Source organism: Brevundimonas sp. (assembly GCF_050729455.1).
Classification (GTDB): Bacteria; Pseudomonadota; Alphaproteobacteria; order Caulobacterales; family Caulobacteraceae; genus Brevundimonas.
In genome coordinates this window covers 67,531-83,866 of the sequence record NZ_JBOHLI010000004.1, presented here as the reverse complement: position 1 = coordinate 83,866, position 16,336 = coordinate 67,531, and the positions used below count along the sequence as shown (strand labels likewise).

At 69.0% G+C, this 16,336-nt stretch carries 19 protein-coding genes; 4 read left to right on the top strand and 15 right to left on the bottom strand.

The window, feature by feature from the left end; translation table 11 throughout:
- Positions 1-156 precede the first annotated feature (156 nt).
- The 3 genes from ACREEF_RS02345 to ACREEF_RS02335 form a co-directional block, all read right to left on the bottom strand.
- The gene (locus ACREEF_RS02345; RefSeq protein WP_431564006.1) at positions 157-990 is read right to left on the bottom strand and encodes a universal stress protein; all 834 of its coding nucleotides are present in this window, start codon (positions 988-990) and stop codon (positions 157-159) included.
- Between the two features lie 80 nt (positions 991-1,070).
- Positions 1,071-2,540: a hypothetical protein gene (locus ACREEF_RS02340; protein WP_431564005.1), complete on the bottom strand. Its 1,470-nt coding sequence runs from the start codon at positions 2,538-2,540 to the stop codon at positions 1,071-1,073.
- A 35-nt stretch (positions 2,541-2,575) separates the two neighbouring features.
- The gene (locus tag ACREEF_RS02335; protein ID WP_431564004.1) at positions 2,576-3,565 is read right to left on the bottom strand and encodes a helix-turn-helix transcriptional regulator; all 990 of its coding nucleotides are present in this window, start codon (positions 3,563-3,565) and stop codon (positions 2,576-2,578) included.
- Between the two features lie 93 nt (positions 3,566-3,658).
- Here ACREEF_RS02335 and ACREEF_RS02330 point away from each other — a divergent pair, with 93 nt between their 5' ends.
- Positions 3,659-3,898 (top strand): hypothetical protein, encoded by a 240-nt coding sequence (locus ACREEF_RS02330; protein ID WP_431564003.1) that lies wholly within the window; start codon positions 3,659-3,661, stop codon positions 3,896-3,898.
- Positions 3,899-3,970: 72 nt separating this feature from the next.
- A complete protein-coding gene (locus ACREEF_RS02325) occupies positions 3,971-4,546 on the top strand; it encodes an HdeD family acid-resistance protein (RefSeq protein WP_431564002.1) in 576 nt (191 codons plus the stop codon).
- On the opposite strand, the gene ACREEF_RS02320 is transcribed toward ACREEF_RS02325, so the two are convergent.
- The 11 genes from ACREEF_RS02320 to ACREEF_RS02270 all read right to left on the bottom strand — a co-directional run bounded on the left by ACREEF_RS02320 (position 4,524) and on the right by ACREEF_RS02270 (position 13,046).
- The gene (locus ACREEF_RS02320) at positions 4,524-5,999 is read right to left on the bottom strand and encodes an amidohydrolase family protein (protein WP_431564001.1); all 1,476 of its coding nucleotides are present in this window, start codon (positions 5,997-5,999) and stop codon (positions 4,524-4,526) included. The two genes, ACREEF_RS02325 and ACREEF_RS02320, sit on opposite strands and share 23 nt — an antisense overlap.
- A 35-nt stretch (positions 6,000-6,034) precedes the next feature.
- Positions 6,035-6,448 carry a DUF1801 domain-containing protein gene (locus ACREEF_RS02315; RefSeq protein ID WP_431564000.1) on the bottom strand — a complete coding sequence of 138 codons (414 nt, stop codon included), beginning with the start codon at positions 6,446-6,448 and terminating at the stop codon, positions 6,035-6,037.
- Positions 6,441-6,833: a cupin domain-containing protein gene (locus ACREEF_RS02310; RefSeq protein ID WP_431563999.1), complete on the bottom strand. Its 393-nt coding sequence runs from the start codon at positions 6,831-6,833 to the stop codon at positions 6,441-6,443. The genes ACREEF_RS02315 and ACREEF_RS02310 overlap by 8 nt, the downstream gene beginning before the upstream one ends.
- A 496-nt stretch (positions 6,834-7,329) precedes the next feature.
- Positions 7,330-8,748: an NAD(P)(+) transhydrogenase (Re/Si-specific) subunit beta gene (locus ACREEF_RS02305; protein WP_431563998.1), complete on the bottom strand. Its 1,419-nt coding sequence runs from the start codon at positions 8,746-8,748 to the stop codon at positions 7,330-7,332.
- A gap of 33 nt (positions 8,749-8,781) precedes the next feature.
- A complete protein-coding gene (locus ACREEF_RS02300) occupies positions 8,782-9,159 on the bottom strand; it encodes a hypothetical protein (protein ID WP_431563997.1) in 378 nt (125 codons plus the stop codon).
- An 11-nt stretch (positions 9,160-9,170) separates the two neighbouring features.
- Positions 9,171-9,455 carry a hypothetical protein gene (locus tag ACREEF_RS02295; RefSeq protein WP_431563996.1) on the bottom strand — a complete coding sequence of 95 codons (285 nt, stop codon included), beginning with the start codon at positions 9,453-9,455 and terminating at the stop codon, positions 9,171-9,173.
- Entirely contained in the window at positions 9,452-9,778 is a 327-nt protein-coding gene (locus ACREEF_RS02290; RefSeq protein WP_114818003.1) for an NAD(P) transhydrogenase subunit alpha, read from the bottom strand. Before ACREEF_RS02290 ends, ACREEF_RS02295 begins: the two co-directional genes overlap by 4 nt.
- A complete protein-coding gene (locus tag ACREEF_RS02285) occupies positions 9,778-10,002 on the bottom strand; it encodes a hypothetical protein (protein WP_431563995.1) in 225 nt (74 codons plus the stop codon). The genes ACREEF_RS02290 and ACREEF_RS02285 overlap by 1 nt, the downstream gene beginning before the upstream one ends.
- Entirely contained in the window at positions 9,999-11,132 is a 1,134-nt protein-coding gene (locus ACREEF_RS02280) for a Re/Si-specific NAD(P)(+) transhydrogenase subunit alpha (RefSeq protein ID WP_431563994.1), read from the bottom strand. Before ACREEF_RS02280 ends, ACREEF_RS02285 begins: the two co-directional genes overlap by 4 nt.
- A gap of 230 nt (positions 11,133-11,362) precedes the next feature.
- Complete coding sequence (locus ACREEF_RS02275) at positions 11,363-11,611, bottom strand: aa3-type cytochrome c oxidase subunit IV (RefSeq protein WP_431563993.1); 249 nt, start codon at positions 11,609-11,611, stop codon at positions 11,363-11,365.
- A 94-nt stretch (positions 11,612-11,705) separates the two neighbouring features.
- Positions 11,706-13,046 (bottom strand): serine hydrolase domain-containing protein, encoded by a 1,341-nt coding sequence (locus tag ACREEF_RS02270; protein ID WP_431563992.1) that lies wholly within the window; start codon positions 13,044-13,046, stop codon positions 11,706-11,708.
- A 102-nt stretch (positions 13,047-13,148) separates the two neighbouring features.
- Here ACREEF_RS02270 and ACREEF_RS02265 point away from each other — a divergent pair, with 102 nt between their 5' ends.
- Positions 13,149-13,967 carry a universal stress protein gene (locus ACREEF_RS02265; protein ID WP_431563991.1) on the top strand — a complete coding sequence of 273 codons (819 nt, stop codon included), beginning with the start codon at positions 13,149-13,151 and terminating at the stop codon, positions 13,965-13,967.
- A 4-nt stretch (positions 13,968-13,971) separates the two neighbouring features.
- On the opposite strand, the gene ACREEF_RS02260 is transcribed toward ACREEF_RS02265, so the two are convergent.
- The gene (locus tag ACREEF_RS02260; protein ID WP_431563990.1) at positions 13,972-15,771 is read right to left on the bottom strand and encodes a M3 family oligoendopeptidase; all 1,800 of its coding nucleotides are present in this window, start codon (positions 15,769-15,771) and stop codon (positions 13,972-13,974) included.
- An 83-nt stretch (positions 15,772-15,854) separates the two neighbouring features.
- Here ACREEF_RS02260 and ACREEF_RS02255 point away from each other — a divergent pair, with 83 nt between their 5' ends.
- Complete coding sequence (locus ACREEF_RS02255; RefSeq protein WP_431563989.1) at positions 15,855-16,328, top strand: DUF1203 domain-containing protein; 474 nt, start codon at positions 15,855-15,857, stop codon at positions 16,326-16,328.
- The last annotated feature ends 8 nt before the right edge of the window (positions 16,329-16,336 follow it).

Below are 16,336 nucleotides of genomic sequence, written 5' to 3'. Positions count from 1 at the left end.
ATCCAGATCATATGGCAGAGCGGCAGGCTTTTCAGGACGTGATTGCGCCATTCGAACCAGGCGGAGCGTCTTGCAATCTGGATCCCGGCCTTCGCCGGGATGAGCGGGATGAGGGAGGCAAGCGCCCTGACGAGCCGCCCTCAAGAGGAGAAAGGCCTAATGCGCCAGCAGCAGGGCCACCGGACTATCGGTCAGCAGGGTCTGGGTGACGCCGCCGAAGATCCACTGACGCATCCGGGCATGGCCCCAGGCGCCGCTGACGATGACCCCGGCCTTCATCTCGGCGGCGCAGTCCAGCAGGCGCCGACCGGACGAACGGTCGTCGTAGGCGCGGGCGTCCGCCACGGCCTTCACCCCGTGGCGCGTCAGCCAGGCGCAGACGTCGGTGGTCCGCAGCCGGGCGCCGTCCAGGTCGTCGGGATCGCACAGTTCGACCACCTGCACCGCCTCGGCCTTCTCGAGCAGCGGCAGGGCGACATGGGCCGCGTGGCGGCTCTCGCGGCTGTCGGTCCAGGCCAGCAGGACAGGCGCATCCGCGGCCGGGCGCGCCGGCGTCGGCGGCACGACCATCACCGGCCGGCCCGCGCGCATGACCAGATCAGCCGGATGCGGCGCGCGCCAGCCGCTGGCGTCGGCGGCGTCCCGCCCGACGATCAGCAGGTCGGCGGCGCGGGCGTGATGCGTCAGCAGACTGGTCGGATCGCCGACGTCGGCGCGCCATTCGCAGCGCACGCCCGCGCGGGTGGCGGCCTCGCGAAAGCGGGCCTCCGCCCCCTTCAGCGCGCTCTCGGCCCGTTCGTGCTGCACCACCAGCACCTCGCCCAGCAGGATTCCCGCACCGTAAGCGTCGGCCATCGGCGTCTCGGGCGCGCAGGCGGAGACGCCGATCAGATGGGCGTCGTGCGCGCGCGCCAGGTCGCAGGCCTGCTCGATCCGCTGGATGTTGTCGGCCTCGTCATCGACATAGACGATCAGGCTGGACCAGGTCATGGCGGCTTCCTTTCGCTCTTGAGCGATAGAACGCGCAACGCGGCCATTCGGCCTTGATTCCGATCAAATAACCGCAGCCGTCAGGACAGCAGCGTCACCTTGCCGTTTTCGAACCGATGGGGCACGCTCGTTTTGCGGAAAAGGCTGGCGATTTCTGCAGCGGGATCGGCCGCGCCCTGATCCAGCATCCGGCTGATCGTCGGCGCCAGCGACGGGTCGCCCGAGACGCGGGTCAGGGCCTCCAGCCATTCGGCGCGGGTCAGGACGCCGTCCTCGCGGTTGGCCGCCAGGACCGGGCGCAGGAAGTCGAACCAGTCGCCGCCGTCGCGCCGTTTCTGCGCGGCTTCCGCCGCCATCGCGAAGACGGCGCCGCAGGCGTAGTAGGCGCGGTGCTCGCCCCGCGCGCCCGCCTCGGCCAGCGGCTTGCCGCGGCTCAGGGCGATGCAGTCGTCCACCTCGGTCTGCAGTTCGGCCCGATCGTCATAGGCCGGGTTCAGCGCCTTCAGCGCCCGCACCGCCATCAGGTCGGCCCCGCCCTCGGTGATCCAGGCGTCGCGCGCGAATTCGTAGCGGACCGTCTGCCCCAGCCAGAAATGCGCGCTCTCGTGGCCGATGAACCAGCGCGACCGTTCCAGCATCTCCTTGTTGGGTCTCAGCACGCCGACACCCTCGAACTGCATGACGATCAGCCCGGGCAGGACGCTGCCGCCCATGCTGGACAGGCGCTCGGTCGGGCCGTTCCAGCTGACCATGACGGTCGAGGTCTCGCTGCCGACGCCGGGAGGCCCCAGCCGACGCTGGTAATAGTCGCCGACGCGCGGGGCGAAGCCGCGAATCTCCTCGCCGATCCACGACGGCAGGTTGGGGTCGATGACCGTGGTCAGCCCTTCGCCCGGCGTCACCCGCGCCTGTCCCAGCAGGACGTAGGAACGCTCGCCCGTCGTAGTCAGTTGGGCGCGGCGCTCGCCATTGATCAGCACCGGCCCGGCCGTGTCGCGCCAGGTCACGGTCGAGGGGCCGCCCTCCAGATCAACCCCGTTCAGGTCGGCGGGCATGGCCTCGGCCGCCTCGACCGACGACAGGGCGAAGACGTCGAACTGTCGCGTCGGCAGGGCCACGGCGCCGTCCGAGAAGGTCAGCGTGCCGTATTCCGCCTCCAGATCGACCGCCTTGGGCTTGATCGAGAAGCGGATGTGACGCGGCACGGGGCCGCCGTCCAGACTGCGGATCACGTCGTAGTTCCCGCGCCGTTCCATGACCACGCCCGGCGTCTCGACGGTCCACTGGCCCGGCCGCCACGGTTGGCGCCCGTCCACGACCAGGGCCGAATCCATGAAGGCCCAGACCTGCGCATCCCGGTTGAAGACATAGTCCGCCGTCCAGCGGTCGCCGTCGCGCGTGACCTCGACCACCGGCGCGGCCCGCGCGTCCCAAATCCCCGGCGGCAGCGGCGCGGCGGCGCAGGCGGTCAAGGCGGCAGCCAGAACGGTTGAGGCGGCGAGGGCTTTCAGGCGCAAGGCGACGGGCTCCATACGGTTCAGCTTCAGCATAGACGTCGCAACGCCGACGTCAGCTTACGGTTTGCTCAGGATTGCGCCCGTGCGAGGGCGCGGCCCGCGGCCGCCAGTTCCCCCGCCATCACCGCTTTCAACCGCTGCGGGGCCTCGATCGTCACCTGCTCGCCCCAGCTGAACAGGTGCCAGGCCAGTTCCCGCATCCCCGAAGCCCGGAACCGCACCACGACCGATCCGTCCGGCTGATCCTCCAGCGTCTGCGTCGGGTGCCAGCGCCAGCCCCTCGCCTCGGCCGCCCCCTCGGGCGTGATCCGCAGCACCACCTCCTCGATCTCGTCCTGATAGATGCCGAAGGACTGGCTGGCGAAGGCGGCCAGGTCGAAATCCGCCGGGGGCGTCGCCACCCCTTCGCCCGCCTCGACCGAGGTCATGCGGTCCAGACGGAAGGTCTGGATGCGCCCGCTCTCGCGGTCCGCCGCCACCAGATAGTTGGCGCGGCCGAACATGACGCCGCAGGGCGCGACGCTGCGGCTGCGCGCCTCGGCCCCCGGACGCGAATAGATGAAGCCCAGCGGCCGCCCGGCCAGAACCGCCCCGCGAATCTCAGCCAGCACCGCCTCGTCCGCCGAGGGCCGCGGCCCGGCCTGGACGGCGATGGTTTCAGCCCGAACCAGAGCCTCCAGATCAGGGGCCAGCCGGTTCAGGGTGGTCGAGCGCATCGCCGCCTTCACCTTGCGCTCCAGCCCCTCCAGCGCCGCCGCCCGGCCGGCCTCGCCCGCGCCGCGCAGGCCCGCCGCCGCCTTGGTCAGCTCCAGCATCTCGGTCGCGGTCGGCGCCTGCTCGAAGGCCGACAGGCCGCCGCGAATGCGCCAGCGCTTGGTCGGCGGATCCGACACCTCCTCGACCTGCGGGAACAACATCAGGACCGCGTCGCGCATCCGCTCGGCGGTGCGCCGCCCGACCCGCAGCTGCCCCGCCATCTCGTTCAGCGTCAGCCCCTCGGCGCTGGCGGCCATGCCGCGCGCCAGATCGATGACCATCGCCGCCTTGTCGTGCCGCAAGAAACTTCTCCACAAGTCTACGTCCGAAACTGGCGCAATGCTGTCGCATCCTCTCAACATCAGCAAGAGGCAATCGCTTCAGGAGATCACGACATGGCCTTCGCCCGCACCCCGACGGTTCAAAAGCCCGCCAAGAAGACCTTCGCCGACCGCTACATGATCGTGCCCTGCGAGGCCGAGGGCGATCTGGCCGTCATCTGGGACCGTCAGGAAGAACAGGTCGTGGACGTCATCTCGGCCTCGGCCAGCAGCCGCTATTCCGACGAAGACGCCCTGTGGGACGAGTTCCACGCCGCCCCGGCCGCCGCCCACGACTGGCGCATGGCGGCCTGAAGGAACCGGCTCAGCCTGACGGCGTTCGCCCGAGCGTGGCCGTATCAGGTCATGCCAGACGGGAAACTCCAGATGACGTCGTCCCACGCCGCCCCCTCGCTGGACAGCATCGTCCAATCGGCCCTGCACCGCTCATGGTGGCTTCTGCTGCTGCGCGGGATCATCGCCCTCGCCTTCGGCGTCGCGACCTTCGTCTGGCCGCAGATCAGCCTGCTGAGCCTGATCCTGGTCTACGGGATCTACGCCGTGGCGGATGGGGTGCTGGCGCTGATCGCCGCCGTTCGCGGAGGCGGGATCGCGCCCCGCTTGTGGCTGGCGCTGGGCGGGATCGTGAGCATTCTCGCCGGCATCCTGGCCTTCGTCTGGCCCGGCCTGACGGCTCTGGTGCTGATCTATCTGATCGGCTTCTGGTCGATCATGCGCGGCGTACTGGAGATCGTCGGCGCGATCCGTCTGAGGAAAGAGATCGCCAACGAATGGACCCTGGGCGCGGCGGGCGCCCTGTCGGTGATCTTCGGCCTGATCCTGGTCTTCGCGCCGGGCGCGGGGGCCATGGGCCTGCTGTGGCTGATCGCGGCCTGGGCCGTGCTGTTCGGCCTGCTGCTGATCTGGGTCGCCTTCCGGGTCAGGAAGCTGGCGAAGGCCTGAAGCTGGCGTTGCGCGCCGTGACGCGGGCGCGGATATCGCCGCGCATCCGCTCCAGTTCGCCTGCGTCGATCAGACGGCCGCGCAGCACCACGTCGTGGACGCCGCGCGTCGCCGCGATGTCGGCCAACGGGTCGGCGTCCAGCACCAGCAGGTCGGCCGACTTGCCCGCCGCCACGGCGCCGTAACGCGCGCCCTGGTTCAGGAAGCGCGGCCCGTCCACCACCGAACCCATCAGCGCCTCGCGCGGCGTCAGGCCCAGCTTCACATACAGCGCCAGCTCGTCGTGCAGCGAGAAGCCCGGATAGTTGAACGAGTTGAGGAAGCCGGCGTCCGTCCCGGTCAGGATGACCACGCCCGCGTCGCGCAACATGGGCAGGGTGCGGGCAGTGACGTCCTTGACGAAATGGCGGTCGGCCACCTGCTGCGGCGTGGCCCGCGCCGCCCGCTCGACGCGCCAGGCGTAGGTGGCGCGGATGCCCGGCCCGACATAGGCCAGCCCGGCGTCGTGCGAGTGATCGTCCAGATCGAGGTTCGCCAGGGTGGTCGAGCCGTAGAGGGTCGGCGACACCGCCGTGCCCAGCTCCCGCAACCGGGCATAGACCCGCCGCGCCGTCTCCACGTCGAAGGTGTCGGCGTAGCGCCGCATGGTCTGGGCGTAGGTGTACTTGCCCGCCAGATAGTCGGCGGCGATGGCCGCCTCATCCTTCGAGCCGGCCTTCATGGCGTAGTCGAGGTGCTCGATCGACGACAGGCCCGCCTCGGCCGCCTCCAGCACGGTGATGCTGGCCGGGATGTGGGCCGAGGTCTTCATGCCTCGCTTCTTCGCCTCGCGCACGGCGTAGAGGAAGAGCTCGGGCTTCAGGGTGTTGTCGGTGATCTTGACGAAGTCGACGCGCAGGGCCTGCAGCCGGTCCAGGGCCGCGTCGACGTCCGCCTCGCTGCCGGTCTCGATCACGCCCTTCCAGACGGGGGCCACGCCCTCGATCTTGGGGCCGGAGGTGAAGATGCGCGGGCTGTCGGGCGTCGGCGGGGCGTCGCGCCAGTCCAGCACCTGCTGCGCCAGATCGCCCGCCGCGTCGCGCACCGCGACCACGCCGTTCACGACATAGAGGGGCATCAGCTCGGCGTTTTCCTCGATCAGGGCCTCGCCCCCGCCGAAGTGGACGTGCATGTCCCACAGGCCCGGCATGACGTAGCGGTCGCCGAGGTCCGCCGTCCGCGTCGCGCGATAGCGGCTGGCCTGACCTTCGGGCCGGACGGCGACGATGTCGCCGCCGCGCACGGCCACCAGTTGATCGGGCGTCGTCGTCCCCTTCTCGACATCGACCACCGTGGCCGAGGTCAGCAGCAGGTCGACCGTCTCGACCGGGGTTTCAACGGCCCTCAGCGGCGCCATGGCGCAGGCGGACAGCAGGGCGGCGGCGGCGACGATCAGGAAGGTGCGCATGAGCATCCGCTATACGCCGGTGCGCGCGCGCCGCAAGCCGATCAGGGATAGCGGCGGTTCATCTCGTCCCGGCTGGCGACGCACAGGTCGCGCAACACCCCCATGTCCACCTGATCCAGCCGCTTGATGTAGAGGCAGGCCACGCTGGTGGTGTGCGGCCCCAGCCGCGCCAGCATCGCCTTCGTCTCGGGCGTCGAGGCCAGATAGAGGGTCAGGGCCGACTTGCGCGGCGAAAAGCCCATGCGCGGCCAGTCGGCGCTCTTGCCGTTGGCGGTGACGTTGGCGTAGCGGCCGAAGCCGACGATGGACGGCCCCCACATGACCGGCGCCTCGCCCGTGATCTCATGCATCAGGGCGCAGAGGATGCGGCCTTCCTCGCGTCGCCGCGCTGGCTCGACGGCGGCCAGAAAATCCTCAACCGGAACCTCTGTCGGTTGCGTTTTCAGCTCAGACACGGGGCGCCTCCACCGCTTCGATCGCCAGCCCCGGCGCCGTCGAGCAGGCGGCCAGGGTCCAGTCGCCCTGACTGCGCATCCGCCGCCAGGTCCCGGCGGGGGCCGCGATCTGCCGCTGATCGGGGCCCAGCACCAGGGGCCTCAGCCCCTGATCCGTGACGATCTCCAGCGTCAGCGGCGCCCCCATGTAGAAGGCCCAGATTTCGGTCGCCTCGACCGGACACCAGTCGTCCGCGTCGTCCGCCGTCAGCAGCCGATACTCGGTCGCCGCCTCGGACCCGCAGGCCGCCAGCCCCGGATCGCGCGTCATGGCCCGAAAATGCCCGCCCTCGGGATGGGGGATCAGCGAGAGGTTGGCGATGACTTCGTCGGCGCTGAACTCCATCTCCCCCTCCTCTGCCATGGCCATCCCGCTGCTAGTGCTCGGGTCTTGATGGCGCTGTTTGCGGCGGGACTCAACGCCGCAGCTCTCTCACCCAATTACTCGAGGGGTCGCCACTTCCCACGCACATAGACCACTTCCACGTGTCCTATTCCGCCGTCCCCTCGGGCTGAAAGTCGGTAGGCTACCCCCGCAGCCAAGGGCCGAGCCGGATTAACCGTCACAAACCCTTCCGGCTCCTGCCCATATACGACCTCTTGAAGCGCCATGCAGGACGCCCCGTCGGCGGCTCGAACGCTCCAGAGAGGCGTATCGTCGGCCGTGCTGGAGACATGAAGGCTGCGGACGCACGGCTGGAATGTACGCACCCAACCGACGCGCTTCACGCGAACGACCGGCGCCTCAAGCCCGCCCTCCAGGAACATTGGAATGCTGTAAGTGCATCCCGTCGCGCCGATCGAGCAGACTATGATTGCCGCCAGCGTCCAGCTTTTCATGCTCACAGCGCTTTCACGATCCCTTCGACCATCTTCTTGGCGTCGGCGAACAACATCATGGTGTTGTCGCGGAAGAAGAGCTCGTTCTCGACGCCGGCATAGCCCGCCGCCATGCCGCGCTTGATGAAGAGGACGGTCCCCGCCTTCTCCACGTCCAGCACCGGCATCCCATAGATGGGCGACTGCGGATCGGTCTTGGCGGCGGGGTTGGTCACGTCGTTGGCGCCAATGACGAAGGCCACGTCGGCGGAGCTGAACTCGGAGTTGATGTCCTCCAGCTCGAACACCTCGTCATAGGGGACGTTGGCCTCGGCCAGCAGGACGTTCATGTGACCGGGCATCCGGCCCGCGACGGGGTGGATGGCGTATTTCACCTCGACGCCTTCCGCCTTCAGCAGGTCGGCCATTTCGCGCAGGGCGTGCTGGGCCTGGGCCACGGCCATGCCGTAGCCGGGGACGATGATGACCTTGGAGGCGTTCTTCATGATGAAGGCGGCGTCCTCGGCCGAGCCCTGCTTGACCGGGCGCGTCTCGACCACGCCGCCGCCCGCCGCCGCCGCATCCCCGCCGCCGAAGTCGCCCAGGATGACGCTGATAAAGCTGCGGTTCATGCCCTTGCACATGATGTAGCTGAGGATGGCGCCCGACGACCCGACCAGGGCGCCGGTGATGATCAGGGCGATGTTCTCCAGTGTGAAACCGAGCGCCGCCGCCGCCCAGCCGGAATAGGAGTTCAGCATCGACACCACGACGGGCATATCTGCGCCGCCGATGGGGATGATCAGGGTCGCGCCCAGGATCAGGCTGAGGGCGAAGACGCCCCAGAAGGCCCAGATGGCCGTGCCGCCGGTGCCGATCAGCACCCCGATCAGGAAGACCAGACCCAGGGCCAGGCCGATGTTGATCAGGTGCCGCGCCGGCAGCAGGATCGGCGAGCCGCTCATCCGCCCGTCCAGCTTGGCGAAGGCGATGACCGATCCGGTGAAGGTGATGGCCCCGATGGCCACGCCGAGGCTCAGCTCGACGATCGACAGGGTCTTGATGCCGCCGCTGACCGTCATGATGCCGAAGGCGTCGGGCGCATAGACGGCGCCCACCGCCACCAGACAGGCGGCCAGACCGACCAGAGAGTGGAAGGCCGCGACCAGCTGCGGCATGGCCGTCATCGGCACGCGCCTGGCGATCAGAGCCCCCGCCCCGCCGCCGACCACGACCCCGCCGCCGATCAGGGCCAGGGTCAGCAGGTCCAGCGCGCCCGAGGTTCCCAGCGTCAGCAGGGTCACGCCGACGGCCAGCCCCATGCCGATCATGCCCAGCGTATTGCCGCGCCGGCTGGTCTCCGGGCTGGACAGGCCCCTGAGGGAGAGGATGAACAGGACCCCCGCGGCCAGATAGGCCAGCGCGGCAATGGATGCGTTCATCGGATCCCCTCCCCCAGGGTTCAGTTCAGCGTGTCAGAAGACGTTGATGACGGCCGGCTTGGCCGGGTCGTTGGTGCCGGCGGCGGTCGCCGCGCCGTTCTTGACGATGGCGACGCCCACGCCGCCTTCGCCGCCCGTCTTGGTCAGGCGGCAGCTGCCGTTGTCGCCTGGCAGACGCCCGGCCATGCGCCCCGTGCCCGTGTGATTGATGCGGTTCATGTGAATGCCGCGCACGGTCACCGGTGCGAACTGGCACTGCAGCGCCCAGCTGGCGCCCTCGGGCGCGGCGACGGACCAGTGCAGGCCGCCGTAAGGGTTCTGGCCGACTTCTTCCGTTTTCTGGGCCGAGGCGGCGCCGGAAACGGCGACGGCGGCGGTCAGGACGGCGGCGAAAATCAGGGTGGTCTTCATCACGGTTACTCTTAGCGTTTGGTCAGACTTTGGGTGCGGGTCAGCCGCCATAGGGCGGCGGCGATGAACAGCGGCCCCAGTATAAACATGGCCCAGTCGAAGACGGTCATCTCGCGGTCCTGGATGACGATCCGCGTCATCACGGCGGCGAAGACCAGCACCACGCCGCAGTCCTGGAACCGCAGCCTGGCGATGGGGTCTTTCACCCGCACCCAGCTCCAGATCCACAGGGCCACGCCCAGGCCGGTGACGGCCCAGGAGACGTAGAAGGCGAACAGGACAGGCGAGAAGATCACGAGGCCTTGGGCCTTTCCTTCTTCTTGTACATGGCCAGCATCCGCCGCGTGACCATGAAGCCGCCGAAGATGTTGACGCTGGCCAGGGTCACGGCCGCCACGCCCGCGCCCTTGGCGATCCAGGCGTTCGGGCCCGCGGCCTCGGGGCTGAGCGCCGCCGCGGCGATCAGGCCGCCGACGATAATGACGCTGGAAATGGCGTTGGTCACGGCCATCAGCGGCGTATGCAGGGCGGGCGTCACGCTCCACACCACATAATAGCCGACGAAGATCGCCAGCACGAAGATGGCCAGCCGGAAAACGGTGGGATCGACGTGTTCCATCAGCCTCGAGCCTCCAATCTCGCGTCTATGCTTGCCAGCAGTCTTAGAATTCCGCCGCTCAAAATTGAGAGGAAGAAGAACTTGAGGACGTTTCCGACTGCGGCTCCCGACCCGCTGCCGTCCACGGCGAGCACGATGACGCCCACGACCGCTACGATTGGACCGCCGATCATCACCAGCATGGCGAAGGCGGCCAGCGCGTCCCTTAGCCTGGATGAAATCATCCCTTCACGCCCTCATGCACCACGGCCCCGCCGTGCGTCACGACAGCGGCCTTGAGGATTTCGTCTTCCAGATCCAGCGTCACGACGCCGTCATTCAGCATCAATCCGACAAAGGCCGTCAGGTTGCGGGCGTAAAGGGCGCTGGCGTCGGCGGCGATGCGGCCCGGCAGGTTAGTGTAGCCGACGATGGACACGCCGCCCGCCGTGGTCACGACCTCGCCCGCCTTGGCGCCCGCGACATTGCCGCCCGCCTCGACCGCCAGATCGATCAGGACCGAGCCGGGCTTCATCGAGGCCACCTGTTCGGCGCTGACCAGCACCGGCGCCGCGCGGCCGGGGATCAGGGCAGTCGTGATGACGATGTCCTGCTTCCTGATGTGTTCGCCGGTCAGAACGGCCTGCTTGGCCTGATACTCAGGTGACATGGGCTTGGCGTAGCCGCCCGCCGTCTGGGCGTTCTTGAACTCTTCGTCCTCGACGGCCAGGAATTTGGCGCCCAGGCTCTCGACCTGTTCCTTGGTGGCCGGGCGCACGTCGGTGGCGGTGACCACCGCGCCCAGACGCCGGGCCGTGGCGATGGCCTGTAGCCCCGCCACGCCGACGCCCATGACGAAGACCTTGGCCGGGGCGACCGTGCCCGCCGCCGTCATCATCATCGGGAAACCCTTGCCAAAGGCGTAGGCCGCCTCGATCACCGCGCGATAGCCCGCCAGATTGGCCTGGGACGACAGCACGTCCATGACCTGGGCGCGGGTGATGCGCGGCACGAATTCCATGGCGAAGGCGGTGGCGTTCGCGCCCTTAAGCGCCTCGACCGTATCCTTCTCACGATAGGCGTCCAGCATGGCGATGACGATGGCGCCGGGCTTCAGCGCGGCGGTCTCCTGCGCGGTCGGACCGCGCACCTTCAGCACGATGTCGGCGCCGTCCAGCACGGCGCGGGTGTCCGGCTTCACGGCCGCCCCGGCCTCGGCGTAGTCGGCGTCGGGAATGGACGAGCCGAGCCCCGTCCCGGCCTCGACCGAGACGGTCGCGCCCAGGGCGATCAGCTTCTTCACCGTCTCCGGCGTTACGGCGCAGCGCGTTTCGCCTTCACGGCGCTCGCGGGTCACGGCGATGGCGACAGCCAAGCGAATCCCTCCCTTATCCCCCAGCCCTGGGACGTTAGGACGAAGCGGAAGGGCGCGTCAAAGCTGAAATTGCTGCAACTGCGTAATTTCCTTGCGCGTCACGCCGACACGGCGACAACAAAAGGTCAAATCATGCCGCATCGCCGCGCAATCTCAAAAAGAAAAGCCCGCCGAACGCGAGGTTCGACGGGCTTTCCGGATTTCGCAACGCCGCAAGCGCGGCGCGAAACTCAGTGGGCGGGCTTGGAGCGCAGCACGAGGAAACCGACCACGAACAGGGCCACGCCGCTGATCAGGCCGGCGACGAAGCCCGCGCCGACGGCGAACCAGACGGTCAGGAACAGCAGGAGGGCGGCGGTCAGCAGCGAACCCCATTTCGCCAGGAAGACGAACAGGTGCCAGGTCGAGACCTGTTCCGAAATTTCCATCTCGCCGTGGACGTAGTCGTGTTCGGCGGTGTCTGCGTGCTGGTCGGCCATCGGGATCATCCAGAAGGAGTCGATATTTGGCGCTCTTATAGCGGCCGCCACGGCTGGCTCAAGGGGCGGCGGCCGCGTCGTCCGATTTCGGTCTTCAGTCGAGCGCCGACAAAACGTCGCGGGCGAAGGCGGCGACGTCGAAACCCTTGCCCGCCGGGTCCTCGCCGCGCCGCACGATGACGACCCGACGGCTGGGCACGATCACCACATACTGGCCGCGATTGCCGAAGGCCGCGAAGGCGTCAGCGGGCACGCCTTCCGACCGGTTCATCACCCAGAAGGTCGCGCCGTAGCCGAAAGCGCCGGTGGGCGGCTGCGGTCCCGACGGCGTCGAGACGAAGGTGCGCCAGTTCTCGGACAGGATGCGCTCGCCCTCCCACACCCCGTCCTGAACATAGAGCTGGCCGAAGCGAGCCAGGTCGCGCGCCGTGGTCCAGACCTGGCTCGACAGGATGTAGTTCCCGCGCCAGTCCGTCTCGGCGAAGGTGTGGGTCATGCCCAACTTGTCGAACAACTCGGCGGGCGGATGGGCCTCGAACGTCGGGGCGATCGCCATGACCGCCAGCAGGGTGTCGTTGTTGGCGTAGCGATAGGTCGAGCCGACCGGCGCCAGCAGCGGCCAGCCCGGCGCCTGCTCGTCAACGGCGGTTCCGCCGAAATAGAGGCCGTCGGTGCGGTTGCCCGCCGTGTCGCTGGTCAGGCCCGACGACATCCGCATCAGGCTCTCCAGCGTGATCGCGCCGCGCGGGTCGCCCTGCCCTCGCCAGTTGTCGATGGCGGCCGGGGCCTTCACATCGACCTCGCCGCGCTGGACCGCCGCCCCGATCAGGGTTCCGGCCAGGCTCTTGGCCACGGACCAGGTGCGCTGCGGGACGTTGGGGCCGAAGTCAGGGGCGTATTTCTCGGCCACGATGCGGCCGCCCTGCAGCACGACCACGCCTGTGGTGTTGGTTCCTGCCCCGAAACCCTCGGCGAAGGCGCGGTCGACGGCGCCGTTCAGGGCGCTCGCATTCCCCTGCGGCGTGGCGGTCGGGAGTTCAGGCGTCGAGGTCCGACGAACCAGGGGCGCGCGCGCCGCCCCTCGTCCGACGATCTGGCCCATGGGTTCGATCACGCAACCGCGCCCCGGCGTGTAGGTGGCGATGCGCGGCGGCGCGGCGTCGTCCCAGGCGACGGAAACGATATTCCCCGCCATCTCGACCGGCATGGCGCCGATCAGGGGCTGAAAGATTCCGACCAACTCGTTCGCCTCGACGCTGGCCGGAGCGCGCGTCGCACCCGCCTCGCGCGCCGTATGGACGGCGCTGCACGTCGTCAGGGCCTTGTAGCCCGCGGCCAGGGCGCGGTGGTTGGCCGTGGGCGGCGTCTGGGCGAGGGCGGCGGTCGGCAGGGCCAAAGCGGCCGCGACCGCCACGAAACGGAACAGGGTGATCATGCCCCCAGCTTCGCAGCCCGCGACGACCTGTCAACGCGTTGACGCGAACGTATCAACGTTCATGATGCGACTGCGAACGTCCCGCCGGATCAAGGAGCCTTCATGCCCGCCCCGACCGTTCTCGTCGCCACCGACCTGACCGCCCGCAGCGACCGACCGCTGGACCGCGCCGCCCTGCTGGCCGATCAGATCGGCGCCGGCGTCACCGTCGCCCACGTCATCGAAGGCCCCGGCTTCGACCGCGAACAGGACGAGGAGATCCTGCGCGCTGTTCGCGCCTCGCTGCCGCCGGCTCTGACCAAGGCCGCCGTGGTGTCGGATCACGGCGCCGCACCCAAGGTCCTGGCCGAGTTCGCGCAGAACGAGAAGGCGGACGTCATCGTCACCGGCACGGGCCGCTACAACGGCCTGAGCGACTTCTTCCTGGGCACCGCCGTCGACCATCTGGTCCGCCACGCCGACCAGCCGGTGCTGGTGGTCAAGCGGCGCGCGACCGCCCCCTATCGCTCCATCCTGCTGGCCACCGACTACTCCGACGGGGCGCTGCAGGCCTTCCAGACCGCGCTGCGGCTGTTCCCCGAGGCGAACTTCGAGGTCGTCAACGCCTATAGCGTGCCGTTCGAGGCGCGCACGCCCTCGGCCGACATCGCCGAGGCCGCCCGCGAGGAGGCCGAGGCCGAGATGGCCGCCTTCGTCGCCCGCGCCGCGCCGCCTCGCCCCGGCGCCGTGCGCACCCTCGTGCTCAAGGGCGATGTGGAGACGGTGGTGGAGCAGCGCGTGGTCAAGGACGCGCCCGATCTGGTCGTCATCGGTTCGCACGGCCGCAGCGGCTGGGTGCAGGCGACGCTCGGCGGACAGGCGTCGACCCTGCTGAAACGCCTGCCGTCCGACGTGCTGGTGGTGCGGCAGGCCAGGGCCTAGCGACCTAGGCCAGCGCCTCGAACTGATCGACCAGACGTTCCAGCCGCTTCGTACCGATGGTCCAGAAGGCCGGGTCGCGTGGGTTGAGGCCGAAGGGTTTCAGCGCCTCGACATAGGTGTGCGCCCCGCCGCCCGACAGCAACTCGCGATAGAGGGGCGTGAAGGCCGCCGGGTCCTTGGCCCGCGTCTCCATCAGGGCCGCGACCAGCAGGTCGCCGAAGGCGTAGGCGTAGACATAGAAGGGCGAGTGGACGAAGTGGCTGACATAGGCCCACCAGTTCTCATAGCCGGGGTTCAGCGTCACCGCCGGGCCGAGGCTGGCGCCCAGTTCCTCCATCCAGATTTCGCCGAGACGCTCGACCGAGACCTCGCCCGCCGCGCGTTCGTCGTGGAAGCGGGTCTCGAAGCGGTGGAAGGCGATCTGGCGCACGACCGTGTTCAGGCCGTCCTCGATGCGACCCGCCAGAAGGGCGCGCTGGTCCTGCGGCGTCGCATCGGCCAGCAGGCGGTCGAAGGTCAGCCCCTCGGCGAAGATGGAGGCGGTCTCGGCCAGGGTCAGCGGCGTATCGGCCAGCAGCGAGCCCTGCGCCGCCGCCAGGGTCTGGTGCACCCCATGACCCAACTCATGGGCCAGGGTCAGCAGGTCGCGCCGCTCGCCCATCCAGTTGAGGAAGACATAGGGATGGCGGTCGGCGGTCACCGGGTGAGCATAGGCGCCCGACTGCTTGCCCGGCCGCGCCCTGGCGTCGATCCACGGGCGGTCGAAGAACCAGCCCGCACGCTCGGCGAAGTCGCCGCCGAGATCATTGAAGCTTGCCAGCACCACCTCGCGCGCCTGTTTCCAGTCATAGGTGCGCGGCGGCGTCACCTCGATGGGGGCGTTGCGATCCCAGTGGTCCAGCGCCGTCTTGCCCATGGCCTTGGCCTTGAGCGCGTAATAGCGGTGCGAGATGCGCGGATAGGCCTCGGCCACGGCCTCGGCCATGGCGTCGACGCTCTCGCCGTCCACCTCGTTGCCCAGGTGGCGGCTGTCGGCGGGCCGTTTGAAGCCGCGCCACTTGTCCTCCAGCGCCTTGTCGGCGGCAACGGTGTTCATGACCATGGCCATGGTCTGGGCCTTGTCGGCGAAGGCTTTCGACAGGCCCTCGGCGGCCGATTGGCGCTGGGCGGCGTCCGCGTCGCTGAGGCGGTTCAGGGCTTCCGACAGGGTCAGGCTTTCGCCGTCCGCCTCGGCCCGCAGCGCCGCCAGGGTCTCGTCGAACAGGCGCGGCCACTGGGCCTGAATGGGGCCGCGTTCGGCGATGAAGGTCTCCAACTCGGTCGACAACTCGTGCGGCTTCATCGCCCGCACCCGACGCAGCCACGGCGACCAGCGCGCGGCGGCCGGATGGGCGGCCATCGCCGCCGCGATCTCGGCCTCGTCCAGTTGGTTGATCTCCAGCGTCAGCCAGACGGTCGGGGTGGCGATGACCGTCATCTTCTCGCGGATATTGGCCTCGAAGCCCTGCGCGCCCGCGTCGTCGCGCGCTGTGGACGCCGCCAGGAAGGCGTAGGCGCCCAGCCCGCCCATGACATCCGCCGCCTGTTCGTACAGGGCGATGGTCTGATCCAGCGCCGCCCCCAGCGCCGCCGCGTAGCCGCGCTGACCGACCAGTTGCCCTTGGAAGGCGTTCATCCGGTCCACCAGCGCCTTGGCCCGTTCAAGGTCGGCGCTGATGCGCGCATCCTCGCGCGAGGCGTAGAGGTCGGACAGGTCCCACAAAGGGGCGTCGGCGAAGTCGGTCGTCTTGGCGGGAGCGTTCATGCCTCTGTTGTGGGGACCGCAAGCCGGAGACGCAACGTCCGAAAGACGCCAGACATCGGCGGCTGCCCGGGCGATGACGCCGCATGACCTATTGCATCACGCCCCTGTCGCTCTCGCCCTTCCAGCCCCTCTTCGTCCTCGACGACGCCGCACTTACGGCGCGCGGGGCCCGCCGCATGATCGCCGAGACGCCGAACAGCGCGCCGTGCCGCGTCTCCCTGATCGACGCCGAACCGGGCGAACGGCTGATTCTGCTCAACCACGCCCATCTGACGGAGGCCGCCTCTCCCTATCGGGCGGCCGGACCGATCTTCGTGCGGGAAGCCGCCGTCGAGGCGACGCCCGTCGCCAACGCCCTGCCCGCCATTCTGGCCAACCGTCTGCTGTCCCTGCACGCCTATGATCGCGACTGGATGATGGTGGACGCCGAGGTGGCGCAAGGCGAGGCCGTCGAAATGTGGCTCAGCGAGCGACTGGCTGATCCCTTGATCGAAACCGTTCACATCCATACCGCCCGACGCGGCTGCTACATGGCCGCAGCCTCGCGACCAGCCTAGCGGTCAGG